At 64.8% G+C, this 14478-nt stretch carries 13 protein-coding genes and 2 pseudogenes; 4 read left to right on the top strand and 11 right to left on the bottom strand.

All coding sequences use genetic code 11. The features are described 5' to 3' along the window. Positions 1-29: 29 nt before the first annotated feature. Both KH389_RS27675 and KH389_RS27670 read right to left on the bottom strand, forming a co-directional pair. Positions 30-392 (bottom strand): annotated as a pseudogene (locus KH389_RS27675) (methyl-accepting chemotaxis protein); the annotation flags it as partial. A 228-nt stretch (positions 393-620) separates the two neighbouring features. Further along, positions 621-1256, bottom strand: a pseudogene (locus KH389_RS27670) (PAS domain-containing protein); the annotation flags it as partial. A 265-nt stretch (positions 1257-1521) separates the two neighbouring features. Here KH389_RS27670 and KH389_RS04190 point away from each other — a divergent pair. Further along, on the top strand, positions 1522-2742 hold the full coding sequence (locus tag KH389_RS04190; protein ID WP_043864375.1) for a glycosyltransferase family 4 protein: 1221 nt from the start codon (positions 1522-1524) through the stop codon (positions 2740-2742). On the opposite strand, the gene KH389_RS04185 is transcribed toward KH389_RS04190, so the two are convergent. The 3 genes from KH389_RS04185 to KH389_RS04175 all read right to left on the bottom strand — a co-directional run bounded on the left by KH389_RS04185 (position 2711) and on the right by KH389_RS04175 (position 5113). Beyond that, positions 2711-3814 carry an NADH:flavin oxidoreductase gene (locus KH389_RS04185; protein WP_213606928.1) on the bottom strand — a complete coding sequence of 368 codons (1104 nt, stop codon included), beginning with the start codon at positions 3812-3814 and terminating at the stop codon, positions 2711-2713. The genes KH389_RS04190 and KH389_RS04185 overlap by 32 nt on opposite strands. 166 nt (positions 3815-3980) lie before the next feature. After that, positions 3981-4463 (bottom strand): glutathione peroxidase, encoded by a 483-nt coding sequence (locus tag KH389_RS04180; protein ID WP_043864373.1) that lies wholly within the window; start codon positions 4461-4463, stop codon positions 3981-3983. A 164-nt stretch (positions 4464-4627) separates the two neighbouring features. Continuing rightward, a complete protein-coding gene (locus KH389_RS04175) occupies positions 4628-5113 on the bottom strand; it encodes an FKBP-type peptidyl-prolyl cis-trans isomerase (RefSeq protein ID WP_043864372.1) in 486 nt (161 codons plus the stop codon). On the opposite strand from KH389_RS04175, the gene KH389_RS04170 reads away from it, so the two are divergent. The 3 genes from KH389_RS04170 to KH389_RS04160 are packed head-to-tail and all read left to right on the top strand — an operon-like array spanning position 5112 to position 8446. Further along, positions 5112-5420 (top strand): DUF3565 domain-containing protein, encoded by a 309-nt coding sequence (locus KH389_RS04170; RefSeq protein ID WP_043864371.1) that lies wholly within the window; start codon positions 5112-5114, stop codon positions 5418-5420. The two genes, KH389_RS04175 and KH389_RS04170, sit on opposite strands and share 2 nt — an antisense overlap. 33 nt (positions 5421-5453) lie before the next feature. Beyond that, on the top strand, positions 5454-7550 hold the full coding sequence (gene pta / locus KH389_RS04165; protein ID WP_213606926.1) for a phosphate acetyltransferase: 2097 nt from the start codon (positions 5454-5456) through the stop codon (positions 7548-7550). Positions 7551-7552: 2 nt separating this feature from the next. After that, a complete protein-coding gene (locus KH389_RS04160) occupies positions 7553-8446 on the top strand; it encodes an acyltransferase (protein ID WP_054916274.1) in 894 nt (297 codons plus the stop codon). A 74-nt stretch (positions 8447-8520) separates the two neighbouring features. Here KH389_RS04160 and KH389_RS04155 read toward each other — a convergent pair whose 3' ends face one another. From KH389_RS04155 to KH389_RS04130, 6 genes are all read right to left on the bottom strand, one after another. Then, a complete protein-coding gene (locus tag KH389_RS04155; RefSeq protein ID WP_043864368.1) occupies positions 8521-9213 on the bottom strand; it encodes a YiaD family glycine zipper/OmpA-like lipoprotein in 693 nt (230 codons plus the stop codon). A gap of 193 nt (positions 9214-9406) precedes the next feature. Further along, positions 9407-9913: a GNAT family N-acetyltransferase gene (locus KH389_RS04150; RefSeq protein WP_054916224.1), complete on the bottom strand. Its 507-nt coding sequence runs from the start codon at positions 9911-9913 to the stop codon at positions 9407-9409. Positions 9914-9965: 52 nt separating this feature from the next. After that, on the bottom strand, positions 9966-10370 hold the full coding sequence (locus KH389_RS04145; protein WP_078481528.1) for a hypothetical protein: 405 nt from the start codon (positions 10368-10370) through the stop codon (positions 9966-9968). Between the two features lie 130 nt (positions 10371-10500). Further along, positions 10501-11808 carry a carbohydrate porin gene (locus KH389_RS04140; protein WP_213606924.1) on the bottom strand — a complete coding sequence of 436 codons (1308 nt, stop codon included), beginning with the start codon at positions 11806-11808 and terminating at the stop codon, positions 10501-10503. 156 nt (positions 11809-11964) lie between these two features. Beyond that, entirely contained in the window at positions 11965-12657 is a 693-nt protein-coding gene (locus KH389_RS04135; protein ID WP_054916226.1) for a sensor histidine kinase, read from the bottom strand. Next, entirely contained in the window at positions 12654-14261 is a 1608-nt protein-coding gene (locus KH389_RS04130; RefSeq protein ID WP_043864364.1) for a tetratricopeptide repeat-containing response regulator, read from the bottom strand. The genes KH389_RS04135 and KH389_RS04130 overlap by 4 nt, the downstream gene beginning before the upstream one ends. Between the last annotated feature and the right edge of the window lie 217 nt (positions 14262-14478).

The following is a 14478-nucleotide window of genomic DNA, read 5'->3' as shown; positions in this document are numbered from 1 at the left end:
GACGGTGCAAGGCCGCCGCCACCGCGCCGTCAGGGCGCCAGCTGGTTGGAGAACTGGCCGACCGCGTCCACCACCTTCTGCGCGCCGTCCTGAATCTCGACGATCACCGTGCCGGTCTGCCCGGCCAGCGACAGGCCCTCTTCGGCCTGGCGCTTGCTGTTGTCGATGATGTCGACCGCCGCCTTGGCCAACTGGGCGTTCTGCTGCACCACCCGGGCGATTTCCTCGGTGGCGCTGCTGGTGCGCGAGGCCAGTTGCCGTACCTCGTCGGCCACCACCGCAAAACCCCGACCCTGCTCGCCGGCACGCGCGGCTTCGATGGCCGCATTGAGCGCCAGCAGGTTGGTCTGCCCGGCAATGTCGCTGATGGTCTTGATGATCGAACCGATCACCTGGGACTGCTTGTCCAGCGCCTCGATGCCGTCGGCGGCCTGCTGCATGTACGTCTCCAGGCCGCGCATGACCTCGACCGTCTGGGTCACCACCTCGGTGGCGCGACGTGCACTGGAGTCGGTGTCCAGGGACGTGGTGTAGGCGATGTCGGCGGCGTGGGCCACCGCCGCTTCCTGGTTGACCTGGTCGGTGATCACGGTGGCGAACTTGACCACCTTGTACAGCACGTCATGGGCGTCGATGATCGGGTTGTACGACGCCTCCAGCCAGACCACGCGGCCATGGGCATCGATGCGCTTGAAGCGCTCGGCCACGAACTCGCCACGGCGCAGTTTTTCCCAGAACTGCTGGTAATGCGCCGAGTTGTACTCTTCCGGCTCGCAGAACATGCGGTGGTGCTTGCCGCGCACCTGCTCCAGGGAATAGCCCATGGTCTTGAGGAAGCGGTCGTTGGCCGCCAGCACCTCGCCATTGAGGTTGAACTCGATCACTGCCGTGGAGCGCATCAGGGCCTTGATCAGGCTCTCGTGCTCGCGTGACGTCTCGATGGTGCGGGTCAGGTCGCTGGAGTGAAGGGTGAAGTAGCGCAGGCGCCCGTCGCTGCCCTTGACCGGCTGCAGGATCGAGCGCAGCCAGGCTTCCTCGCCGTTGCCGCGCAGCAGGCGAAACGCGCCGTTGAGGTGCTCGCCGCGGTTGATCGCCTGTTTCATGCGCTGGTAGAAATCCAGCGGCTTTACATGCGCCGGCACGATCTCTTCGATGTTGCGGCCCAGCAGCTGCTGGCTGCTGTAGCGCATCTCTTTCTCGAAGTTGCCGTTGACCGCTTCGATGCGGCCCTGGGGGTCCAGTTGCAGCACCAGCATCTCGCTGTCCAGGCTGCACTTGACCTGCTCCATGGTCATCAGCTCTTCGCGCAGCCTGGCATTTTCTTGTTTCAGTTTGCTGTTGAACATCACCGCTCCTGGAGCGAAAGTCTCATTCGAATGCAACTTCATCGGCTGGCGATGCGGCATTCTTGAGGCGCCGGCCAAGCTTATTTTCACAGCGCAAAAGCGCCAATGATCGGGCGTCATGTATCCGTCATTTTGCTGTCATCCGGGCGCAATCGGCACCTCGGAAAATCCTCCCATGACCAGTCCCGCCGCCCTGCACATAACCCTTGTCAGCGAAACCTTCCCACCCGAAATCAATGGCGTGGCCAACACCCTTGGCCGCCTGCACGAAGGCCTGCGCCTGCGCGGCCACCGGGTGGAGCTGGTGCGCCCGCGCCAGGCCGGCGATGCCGCCGGCCCTGCGCAGGCCGACCTGCTGTTGTGCCGTGGCTGGCCCCTGCCCGGCTACCCCGGCCTGCAATGGGGGCAGGTGTCGATGCACAAGCTGCTGCGCCGCTGGCGCCGCGACCGCCCGGACGTGCTGTACATCGCCACCGAGGGGCCACTGGGCCTGAGTGCACTGCGGGCGGCGCGGCGCCTGGGCATCGCGGTGGTCAGCGGCTTTCACACCAACTTCCAGCAGTACTCCGGCCAGTACGGCTTCGGCCTGCTCACGCGGCTGGTCACCCGTTACCTGCGCGGCTTCCACCATCGCTGCCACAGCACCCTGGTGCCCAGCGTCAGCCAGCGCCTGGAGCTGCAGCGGCGCGGCTTCGAACGCCTGACCCTGCTGTCGCGCGGGGTCGACAGCAGCCTGTTCAACCCGGCCCGGCGCCGCCAGAGCTTGCGCGACCAGTGGGGCCTTGGGCCCGACGACATCGCCCTGCTGCATGTGGGGCGCCTGGCCACCGAGAAGAACCTGGGCCTGCTCGGCCAGTGCCTGGACGCCCTGCGCAAGGCCTACCCCCTGCGCAACCTGCGCCTGATCGTGGTGGGGGACGGCCCGCAGCGCGGCGCACTCGAGCAGCAGTTGCCAGGTGCAGTGTTCTGCGGGGTACAGCGCGGCGAATGCCTGGCCGAACACTACGCCTCGGGGGATATCTTCCTGTTCCCGAGCCTGACCGAAACCTTCGGCAACGTGGTGCTGGAGGCGCTGGCCTCCGGCCTTGGGGTGGTGGCCTACGACGAGGCCGCAGCAGCCCAGCACATTCGTCATGGGCACAGTGGCGCACTGGCCATGCCGGGGGATGCAGAGGCCTTCATCGATGCCGCCAGCTGGCTGCTGGAAGACAGCGAGACCTTGCGCCGGGTGCGCCTCAATGCCCGCCAGCATGCCAGCCGCCAGGGCTGGCCGGCCATCGTCGAACAGTTCGAGGCGCACCTGCGCGGCGCCTGCGAACAGGCACCGGCACCGTCTCAGCGCCGCGTCGATGCGGCGCTGCTGGTCAAGCCAGGCTCGTCAGCGCCTCGCGGCTGAACGGCAGGATGTCCTGCTCGCGCCCCTCACGCACCTTGGCCGCCCACTGGGCATCCACCAGCAAGGCACGCCCTACGGCCACCAGGTCGAACTCCTGGTCGCCCAGGCGCTGCAGCAGTTTCTCCAGGCTGGCCGGTTGCGCCACCTTGTCGGTGTCGACCATGAACTGCAGAAACTCCCCATCCAGGCCCACGCTGCCCACGGTGATGGTGGGCTTGCCGGTGAGCAGGCGGGCCCAGCCAGCCAGGTTCAGGTCCGAGCCTTCGAACTCAGGCTCCCAGAAGCGACGCGTGGAGCAGTGGAAGATATCCACGCCGGCGTCGGCCAGCGGGCGCAGGAACTCGCCCAGCGCCTCGGCGTTGTCGACCAGGCGGGCGCTGTAGTCCTGCTGCTTCCATTGCGAGAAGCGCAGGATGATCGGAAAGTCCGGGCCTACGGCGGCGCGTACCGCCTGCACCAGCTCGATGGCAAAGCGCGAGCGGCCGGCCAGGTCGCCGCCGTACTCATCGCTACGCTGGTTGCTCGTGGCCCAGAAGAACTGGTCGATCAGGTAGCCGTGTGCGCCATGTATCTCGACGCCATCCATGCCGATGGCCTTGGCATCGCGGGCAGCCTGGGCGAACGCCTCGATCACGTCGCGGATGTCGGCATGACTCATGCCGTGCACCACCACCTGGCCATCCTTGAGTTTTTCGCTGGGGCCGTAACCCGGCACGCTGGCGTCCGGCTCGGTACCCAGGCGGCGCACGCTGCCCACGTGCCACAGTTGCGGCACGATCCTGCCGCCTTCGGCGTGTACGGCATCGACGACCTTCTTCCAGCCCGCCAGGGCATCTTCACCATGAAAGCGCGGCACGTTGGGGTAACCGTTGGCGGCCGGGTGGTCGACGGTAGTGCCTTCGGTGATGATCAGGCCGACATCGGCAGCGGCGCGGCGGCGGTAATACTCGACCACCTGCGCATGAGGCACACCGCCGGGGCAGAAGGTTCGGGTCATCGGTGCCATGACCACACGGGTCGGCAGCTCGAGGGCGCCCAGCTTGAAGGGGGTGAACAGGGCTTGAGCAGGCATTCGGCGCTCCTGGGAAAGGGATGGCGCCTGAGCATAGGGCGGGATTGTCGCTGACCCCAGTACTATTGATAGCGGTGATCGGGGTGGATTTTTCGCCGGCAAGGCCGGCTCCTGCATACGACGGTGCATCCATTGCAGGAGCCGGCCTTGCCGGCGAAGGGGCACGTCAGGCCAAGGCTTTCTCGATAGCCTGCACCACCGTGGCATCATCCGGCGCAGTACGCGGCGCAAAGCGCGCCAGCACGCGGCCGTCCTTGCCTACCAGAAACTTCTCGAAGTTCCAGGTGATATCCCCCGGGAACTCGGCGCCTTCACCGGCCAGCAGGCGGTACAGCTGATGCCGCTCCGGGCCGTTGACCTCCAGCTTGCTGCCCAGCGGGAAGCTCACCCCGTAGTTCAGGCTGCAGAACTGGGCGATCTCCTGCTCGCTGCCCGGCTCCTGCCCGGCAAACTGGTTGCACGGCAGGCCCAGCACGCTGAAGCCCTTGTCCTTGTAATGCTGGTAGAGATTCTCCAGCGCCGCATATTGCGGGGTCAGGCCACATTTGGAGGCGACATTGACCACCAGCACCACCTGCCCCTTGAACGGCGCCAATGGCAACTCCTGGCCATCCAGCGCCTGCAATTTCAGGTCGTGAAATGCACTCATGACGTACTCCCCTTTCCAGTTCCCGGCCAGTTACCGGCATCGGTCCCGGCTGGCGCAACAAATGCTGCCCACTAAAAAAGCGCCCGGCCAAGCCGTCTGCCTCCTGGGAGAACACGACAGACTTGCCCGGGCGCCTTAGCGACCTTCTGAGCTTAGCGCAGAAATCAGTGCTGATGGCCACCTTCGCCATGCACGTGACCATGGGCGATTTCTTCTTCGCTGGCATCACGCACGGCAACGACCTTGACCTTGAAGTTCAGGCGCTGGCCAGCCAGTGGGTGGTTGCCGTCGACGGTCACGTCGTCGCCGTCCAGGTCACGGATGGTCACGATCTGCATCTGGCCATCAGGCGCGGACGCGTGGAACTGCATGCCCACTTCCAGCTCGTCGACACCTTCGAACATGCTGCGGTTCAGGGTGCTGACCAGTTCGGCCAGGTATTCGCCGTAGGCGTCTTCCGGCTCGATGGCAACGTCCAGCTCGGCGCCGGTATCCTTGCCTTCCAGGGCTTTTTCCAGGCCCGGAATGATGTTGCCTGCACCGTGCAGGTAAACCAGCGGCGCGCCGCCGTTGGAGCTATCGATGACCTCACCAGCGTCGTTGGTCAGGGTATAGTCGATGGAGACAGCCTTGTTGGCGGCGATCGGCATGGGGCGAGACCTTTTGCATAAGAATGTAGAACGAACAAGTGTAACCAACGCATCGCCTGAAAGCGAACGCAACCCGGACAAACGGGAAGCCGCTTTTCCCAGCCGGGTGCTGGGTTTTCATCAGGACGAGCATGGCCACTGGGTGGTCGAACTGTCGTGCGGGCATACTCAGCACCTGCGCCACGAACCGCCGTGGCAGTCGCGTGGCTGGGTGCTGGACGCAGACCTGCGCCAGCAACGAATCGGCCAGCCATTTGCCTGCGGCTGGTGCGCTCAGGGGGTCGATAGCGCTACCCTTGGCAATTGATTCTTTTGCAACAGCTCACTTCGAGAAGCTCGCATGCAGACATTTTTCATCGCGCCGACCGACTTTGGTGTCGGCCTGACCTCCATCAGCCTGGGCCTGGTGCGCACACTGGAACGCGCCGGACTCAAGGTCGGCTTCTTCAAGCCGATCGCCCAGCCCCACCCCGGCGACACCGGCCCGGAACGCTCCACCGAACTGGTCGCCCGCACCCACGGCCTCAAGCCGCCGCAACCGCTGAGCCTGGCGCATGTGGAACGCATGCTCGGCGATGGCCAGCTGGACGAACTGCTCGAAGAGATCATCACCCTGTACCAGCAGGCCTGCATCGGCAAGGACGTGCTGGTGGTCGAGGGCATGGTGCCGACCCGCCATGCCAGCTACGCCGCACGGGTCAACCTGCACCTGGCCAAGAGCCTGGACGCCGAGGTGATCCTTGTATCGGCGCCGGAAAACGACGTGCTGGCCGAGCTGTCGGGCCGTGTCGAGCTGCAGGCCCAGCTGTTCGGCGGCCCGCGCGACCCCAAGGTGCTGGGCGTGATCCTCAACAAGGTGCGCAGCGACGAACCGATGGACACCTTCGCCAGCCGCCTGCAGAAGCATTCGCCCCTGCTGCGCAGCGGCGAGTTCCGCCTGCTGGGCTGCATCCCGTTCCAGGCCGGGCTCAACGACCCGCGCACCCGCGACGTGGCCGAGCTGCTCGGTGCCCAGGTACTCAACGCCGGCGACTACGAAACCCGGCGCATGAACAAGATCATCATCTGCGCCCGCACCGTGGCCAACACCGTGCCGCTGCTCAAGCCCGGCACGCTGGTGGTGACCCCGGGTGATCGCGACGACATCATCCTGGCCGTCAGCCTGGCGGCGATCAACGGTGTGCCACTGGCCGGCCTGCTGCTGACCAGCGACAGCAAGCCCGACCCGCGCATCCTCGAACTGTGCCAGGGCGCCCTGCTGGCCGGCCTGCCGGTGCTGTCGGTGAGTACCGGCTCCTACGACACCGCCAACCAGCTGAACCAGTTGAACAAGGAAATCCCGGTGGACGACCGCGAGCGTGCGGAGATCATCACCGACTTCGTGGCCAGCCACCTGGACGCCGACTGGCTCAACCAGCGCTGCGGCACCCCGCGCGAGATGCGCCTGTCGCCTGCGGTGTTCCGCTACCAGCTGATCCAGCGTGCCCAGCAGGCCAACAAGCGCATCGTGCTGCCCGAAGGCGCCGAGCCGATGACCGTGCAGGCCGCCGCCATCTGCCAGGCCCGTGGCATCGCCCGCTGCGTGCTGCTGGCCAGGCCCGAGGACGTACAGGCAGTGGCCCGCGCCCAGGGCATCAGCCTGCCCGAGGGGCTGGAGATTCTGGACCCGGACCTGATCCGTGAGCGCTACGTCGAGCCTATGGTCAGCCTGCGCAAGAGCAAGAGCCTTAACGCGCCGATGGCCGAGCAGCAGCTAGAAGATCCGGTGGTGATCGGCACCATGATGCTGGCCCTGGACGAGGTCGACGGCCTGGTCTCGGGCCTGGTGCACTCCACCGCCAACACCATCCGCCCGGCCCTGCAACTGATCAAGACCGCCCCCGGCTGCAGCCTGGTGTCGTCGGTGTTCTTCATGCTGTTCCCCGAGCAGGTGCTGGTGTATGGCGACTGCGTGATGAACCCGCACCCCACTGCCGGCGAGCTGGCCGAAATTGCCCTGCAAAGCGCCGATTCGGCCGAAGCCTTCGGCATTACCCCGCGGGTGGCGATGATCAGCTATTCCAGTGGCGATTCGGCCAGCGGCGAAGAGGTCGAGAAGGTGCGCGAGGCCACCCTGCTGGCCCAGGAAACCCAGCGTGGCCTGCAGATCGATGGGCCGTTGCAGTACGACGCCGCCGCCAACCAGGACATCGCCCGCCAGCTGGCGCCCAACAGCAAGGTGGCCGGACGCGCAACGGTGTTCGTGTTCCCCGACCTGAACACCGGCAACACCACCCACAAGGCCGTGCAGCGCAGCGCCGATTGCGTGAGCCTGGGGCCGATGCTGCAGGGCCTGCGCAAGCCGGTCAACGACCTGCCGCGTGGCGCCCAGGTCGACGACATCGTCTACACCATTGCCCTGACCGCGATTCAGGCCAACCGCTCGCTGGATAACTGACCATGCTCGCTTTTCTGCCCGCGCCCGTGCGCGGAGTCATCGGCTCGCTGCTGCTGGCCGCCAACACCATCCTGTGCTGCACACCGCTGTTCATCGTCAGCCTGTTCAAGCTGTGCCTGCCCTTTGCCGCCGCGCAGCGCGTCACCGACGAACTGATGCGGCACATCCACGAAGCCTGGATCAGCAACAACAAGGGCTGGATGAACCTGGTCGGGCGCACCCGCTGGGACATCGAGGGGCTGGCCGGGCTGGACTACCAGCACAGCTACCTGGTGACCAGCAACCACCAGAGCTGGGTGGACATCATGGTGCTGCAATACGTGCTCAACCGACGCATCCGACCGCTCAAGTTCTTCCTCAAGCAGGTGCTGATCTGGGTGCCGGTGATCGGCCTGGCCTGGTGGGCGCTGGGCTTTCCGTTCATGAAGCGCTACAGCAAGGCCTACCTGGCCAAGCACCCAGAAAAACAGGGCAAGGACCTGCAGACCACGCGCCGTACCTGCGCCAGGTTCCGTGGCAAGCCCACGGCGATCTTCAACTTTGCCGAAGGCACGCGTTTCACCCCCGCCAAGCATGCCGAACAGGGTTCGCCGTTCCGGCACCTGCTCAAACCCAAGGCGGGCGGCATTGCCTTCGTGCTGGATGCGATGGGCGAGCAACTGGAGTCGATCATCAACGTGACGATCCATTACCCGCAGGGCACACCGGGCTTCTGGGACCTGCTGTGCGGGCGAGTGGCGCGGGTGGAGGTGACGTTCGAGGCGCTGGCGATTCCCAAGGAATTCCTGGGACGCAGCTACGACCAGGATGAAGCCTACAGGCTGGCGTTCCAGCAGTGGATCAACCGGTTGTGGGAAGAGAAGGATGAACGGCTGGAGCGGATGCGCCAGCAGTGAGCCCTTCGCCGGCAAGGCCGGCTCCTACAACGGCTTGAGCCCCCTGTAGGAGCCAGCATTGCTGGCGAAAAGAATTACTGGTACTGCTGCCCAGGAATCGGCTTGAGGTTCACCTCCACCCGACGGTTCTGCGCACGCCCGTTGGCATCGGCGTTGCTCGCGATCGGCTGGTCCGGGCCCAGGCCACGCGCACTCACGCGCGAAGGGTCGACGCCCTGGGAGGTCAGGTAGGTGCTCACGGCCTGTGCACGACGCTGCGACAGGTCCATGTTGTGCTGGCGACTGCCGGTGCTGTCGGTGAAACCGACCACTTCGATGGTGTTCTGGTTGAACTGCTTGAACGAGTTGGCCAGGTTGTTCAGCGGCGCGTAGAAGCTTGGTGCAATGCTCGCCGAGTCGGTGGCGAAGGTGATGTTGCCCGGCATGATCAGCTTGATCTGGTCGCCTTGACGCTGCACTTCGACACCGGTGTTGGCCATGCTCTCGCGCAGTGCCGCTTCCTGGCGGTCGGCGTAGTAGCCGTAGCCGGCGGCGGCGGCGCCCACCGCGGCGGCGCCGATCAACGCACCCTTGCCACGGTTGTTGTGGTCGATGGCGGCACCGGCAACGGCACCGGCCAATGCGCCCAGGCCGCCGTACTTGGCGGTCTTGCTCATCCCGGTGGAGCCTTGCGCCTGGCCCTGGTTGTCATAGGGGTTCTGACTGGCGCAGCCAGTCATCAGGGCAGCAGCAGTAGCGACGATAATCAGACGACGCATGGTGAACATGGACAAGCTCCTACAGAATTCGTGTATGCAGCGGACCGACGGCGGTTCCCTGCCAGGCTTGGAACGCGAGCTGCGATAAAAATTCCCTCGGAGCAAACTGTAGTTCATTGCAGGAGCCCTGGTTTTAGCAATGCGCGCCCTTGCTGGTCGAAGGCAACAGGCACCACCGTGTCGGACCAGGCTATCAGCGGCTTCAGTGCATGACCGCCCGCGTAATCAAAAAGCTCAGCAACTCGCCCTCATCATCCAGTTCGATGGCCTGCACCGGCCGTGGCAGGTTGTCGAGCACGCTGCGCCAGAACGCCTGTGAGGTTTCATCCTGGTCATAGAAGCGCACCAGCCAGTCACCTTCCCCACTCATCAGCACCTGGGTAGCCAATGCCTGGCCGATGCCCTTGCGCCGGTAGCGCTTGAGAATGAACAGGTCGGCCAGCTCCTGTGCGTCCAGCCCGGCCAGTTCGCTGCGCTCGACCAGCAGGAAGCCGGCGATGTAGCCATCGACCAGGATCAGGTTGGCGCTCCACTGCGGCTCCTGCCAGTAGCGGGCCAGGTGTTCGTCGTGGATGTAGAAACGGCCGTCCACCTCGACGTCTTCCTGCTCCCAGTCCGAAGACTCGTAGGCATAGAACTGGTAGAGGTTGCGGATCAACTCGATGTGTTCAGGGCCGGTCGGGATCAGTTCGACGGTGAGTTCACTCATGGCTACGGCAGGGGCTCGATGAAAAAGAGCGCGCAGTCAGCCACGATTCGCGTCACAACTCAACCCATTCGCCCTGCGAGTAGACGCTGAACCGGTTCGACTCGGAAAGCCGCATGGTGTAGGACGATTGCACGTGGTGGGTCTGCCCGCCGTCGCCGAGCAGGCGTACTTCGGCACCGCAGATGAAGTTCGAATCGCGGTCCGGGCCCATCGATGCGCAAGAGACGGTGGAGACTTCTATGCGGCCCAGCACCTTGATCGGCGACGTCATCCGGCCACTGGCGTGAAGCTTGCGGGTGAAGTCAGCCATGGCGTCTTGCACCTGGCCCTGGGTCGGCATCCAGTCGGGGCAGACATAATCGTCACCGCTGCAACTCTTGTCCGAGGCCGAAGGGGCTGCGTAGGTGAAAACCGGGAAGGAGAACAGAGCTAGGGCAAGCAGTGAAGTGCGAAGCATGAAGGCAGGCCATCCTGGGCGATCTGGGCGCGGGATGATGTCATGCACCCCTCTTCGCCAGCAAGGCTGGCTCCTACAGTCCTGTGCAGGGGTCAGCCTCCCGGCGAACAAGCGCATCGCGCTCACTCCATCAGAACTGCACCTTCACCTGTACGCCGGCCAGCAACGCGTCCTGGGTGTCCTTGCCGGAAAATGCACCCGGCTCCATCACGTACTGCACGCTCGGGCGCACCGTCAGCCAGCGGGTTACCTGGGCGGTGTAGCTCAGTTCCACCAACTGCTCGCCCATGTCCAGGTTGCTGACACTCTGCGCCTGGGCCAGGTCGCCACCGCGCTCCAGGTTGGCGATCTGGACATCGCGGCTGCGCGAGTTGAACACCGCACGGCCGTATGCCAACCCCACGTTGTCATGCTCGCGCGAAGCGAACGGTCGGCTCAGCACCGCACCGGCCGCGTACCAGTGCGAGAACGGCGAAGTGGCCGTGTCGGTGTCGGTGGCCTGCGCGAACAGGCGTACGCTGCGCCCCCGGGTCGAATCCGAACGCCATACCATCTGATCGACCAGGACATAGGCACCGTGACGCCCCGCCGCCTTGCTGTCGGGCTGGCCGATGCGCGCAGTGTCGGAGGTGTCGTAATACCAGCCGAGCTTGTACTGCCCATCATAGGTAGCCAGGTTGTTGTAGATCAGCTCCACCGGCAGGATGGCCCCGGTGGTGCCGCTGGAGGTCAGGTCGAAGGCCTTGGACGAGGCGCTGTTGGTCTCGGGGTTCACGTTGAACCAGGCGGTCTGCACCGTCCACTCGGGGCTGATGCGGTATTTCAGCTCCATGCCCCAGTGCGCCGTGGGGTAGTTGCCCCAGCCACTGCCACCGGACATGCTCAGCGGGTGCGCGCAGAAACCTGCGTTGACGAAGTTGGTGAGGATGCCCATGCCGCCGAAGTCATTGCCCATGGCCATCCAGCCGAGCTTGACGTTCAGGTCGTCGGTGAACAGGCTGCGCGCATAGCTCAGTTCGCTCAGGCGCGTGTACAGCCCGCCGTAGATCTCCTGCACCGGCAGCCGGTTGCCCACCAGGTCTTGCGAGGCGCTGTTGCCGCGCCGGTCATTGATCGTCAGCTGGACCGTGCCTGCATCCGCCTCGCCCAGCAATGTCTCGAGGTCGAAGGTGGCGCCCAGGCGGACCTGCTGCGCATAGCGCGCACCGTGCTTGAGGCCACCGCTGACCAGGCCCATGGTTTCCGACACATATTCGCCGGTGAGCTTGACGCCGCTCGCCTCCAGGCGTGAGCGGCTGCCGCCCCAGTCGCCGCTCAGGGTCGGGCTGTCGACAAGGTTGTCGAATGCATCGGCCTGCACCGCACACGCCAGCAGGCTGGAAGAAAGGCCCACGGCAAACGCGAGGGGGCTGAACGGAAAACGCGAAAAGAGGCTCAAACGGCCCTCCCGAAAGACAATAGATCACCACCCGGTCAGCGACGAAGACGCGAACCGGGACACAAGAAATGCAGGTGGCCTATGTTACGGGATTTTATGTACTAACCGTTTAATTTGTAGACTTTGGTGCAACGCCCTGGCCGACCGGCGGCTGGCTCAGGGCAGGTACAGCTGGAACAGGCCGCCGCCCAGGGCACCGCCATTGGCGATCTCGATGCGCCCGCGCACACCGTTGCGCTCGTGCAGCGCAGCAATGCGTTCAGCGAAGTACAGGCCCAACCCGGTGCTGCCGGTGTGCAGGTTGATGCCCTGCACGTAGTCGGCCTGACGGTCGATCATGCCCTGTGGATAACCCGGGCCGTCGTCATTGATGCTCAGCACCAGTTGCTCGCCCTGCTCCGCCACCGTGACCAGCAAGGCGTGCCCGGCATAGCGGATGGCGTTGTTGATCACGTTGGAGATCACCGAACCGACCAGCTCGCGGTCGAAGAAGCCCAGCGGGTTGAAGGCATCGATCTCGTAGCGCGCAATGATCTCGCGGCTGTCGATGATCGGCTGATTGGACGCCAGCAGGCCGCCGATGAAGTCGTCCAGGTCATGGTAGTCGGGGCACATGGGCAACTGATTGACCCCGAGTTTGTACAGCCCCAGCAGCTGCACGAGCATGCCGTTGAGGTGCGCGAACTCGTGCTCCACCACCGCCTGCTCCGGGCCTTGCGCCTGGGCGGCCGGCAGGCGCGACAGCCACTGGCTGTGCGCCTGCATCAGCATCGCCAGGGAGTTCTTCATGTCGTGTACGGTGGAGGCGATCACCGTGGAAAAATCCAGCCCCTGGGAATCGTTGCTCATGAGCCCACCGCCCGGATACGCAGTTTTCGATAGCGCTCGTAGCGCGGATCGGTATTGGGAATGCCCGCCACCTTGGCCAGGCACGCGCGGCATTCCTCGAGCGCGGCGCTCGAGGGGTTTTCCCCGGCCATGCGCAGCAGCGCCTGGGCAGTGTTCAGCGCAATGCTGATGTTCTTGGGCTGCAACGCCAGCGCGCGACGGAACTGCTCCAGCGCCTCGCCGACCTTGCCGGCCTGATAGCTGCGCACGCCCTGGCGGTTGAGGTCGACGGCTTCGTTGCCGGCGCCCAGAATCGTCGGGTCGTCAGTCAGCTTGGCGATGCTCTGCATCACGCTCGCGTCGTCACCGTAGACTTCCACGCAGTTCTTGAGGATGGCCGTGCCCGCCGCCTCCTGACCCAGTTGCTGCAACTGCGCAGCCACTGCCAGGGCGGTTTCGGCCGAGAAGAACTGGTCCATGTTCTCCAGCCGCGCAACCGCCGCCTCGGTGAGCTTGGCGGCCGTCTCGGCATCGCCCGCCTGCGCCAGGCCGGTGGCCTTGATCAAGCGCGCACGTACCTGCAGGCCCTGGTCGTCGGTGTACTCCTTGGCCACATCGCCCAGCACCTGGTTCAGCTCCACCCGTGTGCGTGCATCCAGGCCGTTGCCCACGTTCTTCTGGATCAGCGCCTGGGCCAGGCCCAGGTTGCTTTCAGGGTCTTTGAAACGCGAATTCTGGCCCTGGCTCACGGCCTGGCGATAGGCCCGCGACGAGGTGTCGAAGTCGGCGTTGCCCAGGGCCAGCTTGCCCAGTTGCATCTGCCGGCGGACCGCCAGCGGCGACAGGCGTACGGCCTCTTCGAGCACCGACTGGGCACGGCGGGTTTCACCTGCGGCAGCCAGCACGTCGGCCAAGCCGTCGTACAGGCCGGGCATCATCGAAAACGCCTTGATCGCCTGTTCGTAGATTTCCTTGGCCTGGACGGCCTGGCCGCGCTTGAACAGCAGCTTGCCCAACGCCGCGTATGCCCATGGCGTAGGGCGGTTGGCCAGGATCGCCTTGAGAAAGCGCTCCAGCTCTTCATGCCGGTTGAGGGCGCCCAGGGCGTCGGCACGGTAGCGCAGGCACAGCGGCGCGAAGCGCGGGTCCTGCTTGCACAGGTTGTCGCAGGCCAGCAGCACTTCGGCCGGTCGGCCACGGTCCAACGCCTGCAAGATAGGCTTGAGCAGGGTCTTGCGCTGTACCAGCTTGTCCAGGCGCTGGGTCAGCCCCAGGCGGTTGAAGGGCTTGGTCAGGTAGGCGTCCGGCTCGTGCTCCAGGGCACTGAGCACCACCGCCTGGCTGCTCTCGGCCGTCACCATGACAAAGATCGCCTCGTGGCTGATCAGCTTGTCGATCATCAGGTCTTCCAGCACCTGCTGGCCGTTCTTCTTGCCGTCGCCCAGGTGGAAGTCGTGCAGGATGAAGTCATAGCGCTTCTGCCCGCACATGCGAATCGCCGTCTCGCCGCTCTCGGCGGTATCGACGTCGCGGATACCCATTTCCCGCAACATCGAACGCACGGACGTGCGGAAGTCGGTGAAGTCATCGACGATCAGAAAACTTTTTTGGCTATACACCAACATCCACAAAACCTGACTTGGAAGAAAGAAGAGCGGCGCCAAGGCGCCTACAGGGACAGGCTCGGCTTCAGGACGCAAGCAGCGCGACGATCATCGCCAGCGCATGCTGCTTGGCAAGCAACGTCAACGGCTGCAGGCCTCGGAAAGGCTATCGGCAGCACGTGCACTTTGCTTGAGGCGCCGCAAGCATGCGGCATGAAGCCAACGCGCCAAGCGTGAT

Origin of the sequence: Pseudomonas qingdaonensis, from assembly GCF_018398475.1 — a bacterium.
Taxonomy (GTDB): Bacteria; Pseudomonadota; Gammaproteobacteria; order Pseudomonadales; family Pseudomonadaceae; genus Aquipseudomonas; species Aquipseudomonas palmensis.
The sequence above is the reverse complement of the archived record's forward strand: the minus strand, read 5'-3'. Positions and strand labels throughout refer to the sequence as shown.

Coding starts and splice junctions, on each gene's coding strand:
- KH389_RS04190 (WP_043864375.1), top strand. CDS start 1,522: ATGACCAGTCCCGCCGCCCTGCACATAACCCTTGTCAGCGAAACCTTC.
- KH389_RS04185 (WP_213606928.1), bottom strand. CDS start 3,814: ATGCCTGCTCAAGCCCTGTTCACCCCCTTCAAGCTGGGCGCCCTCGAG.
- KH389_RS04180 (WP_043864373.1), bottom strand. CDS start 4,463: ATGAGTGCATTTCACGACCTGAAATTGCAGGCGCTGGATGGCCAGGAG.
- KH389_RS04170 (WP_043864371.1), top strand. CDS start 5,112: ATGGGGCGAGACCTTTTGCATAAGAATGTAGAACGAACAAGTGTAACC.
- KH389_RS04175 (WP_043864372.1), bottom strand. CDS start 5,113: ATGCCGATCGCCGCCAACAAGGCTGTCTCCATCGACTATACCCTGACC.
- pta (WP_213606926.1), top strand. CDS start 5,454: ATGCAGACATTTTTCATCGCGCCGACCGACTTTGGTGTCGGCCTGACC.
- KH389_RS04160 (WP_054916274.1), top strand. CDS start 7,553: ATGCTCGCTTTTCTGCCCGCGCCCGTGCGCGGAGTCATCGGCTCGCTG.
- KH389_RS04155 (WP_043864368.1), bottom strand. CDS start 9,213: ATGTTCACCATGCGTCGTCTGATTATCGTCGCTACTGCTGCTGCCCTG.
- KH389_RS04150 (WP_054916224.1), bottom strand. CDS start 9,913: ATGAGTGAACTCACCGTCGAACTGATCCCGACCGGCCCTGAACACATC.
- KH389_RS04145 (WP_078481528.1), bottom strand. CDS start 10,370: ATGCTTCGCACTTCACTGCTTGCCCTAGCTCTGTTCTCCTTCCCGGTT.
- KH389_RS04135 (WP_054916226.1), bottom strand. CDS start 12,657: ATGAGCAACGATTCCCAGGGGCTGGATTTTTCCACGGTGATCGCCTCC.
- KH389_RS04130 (WP_043864364.1), bottom strand. CDS start 14,261: ATGTTGGTGTATAGCCAAAAAAGTTTTCTGATCGTCGATGACTTCACC.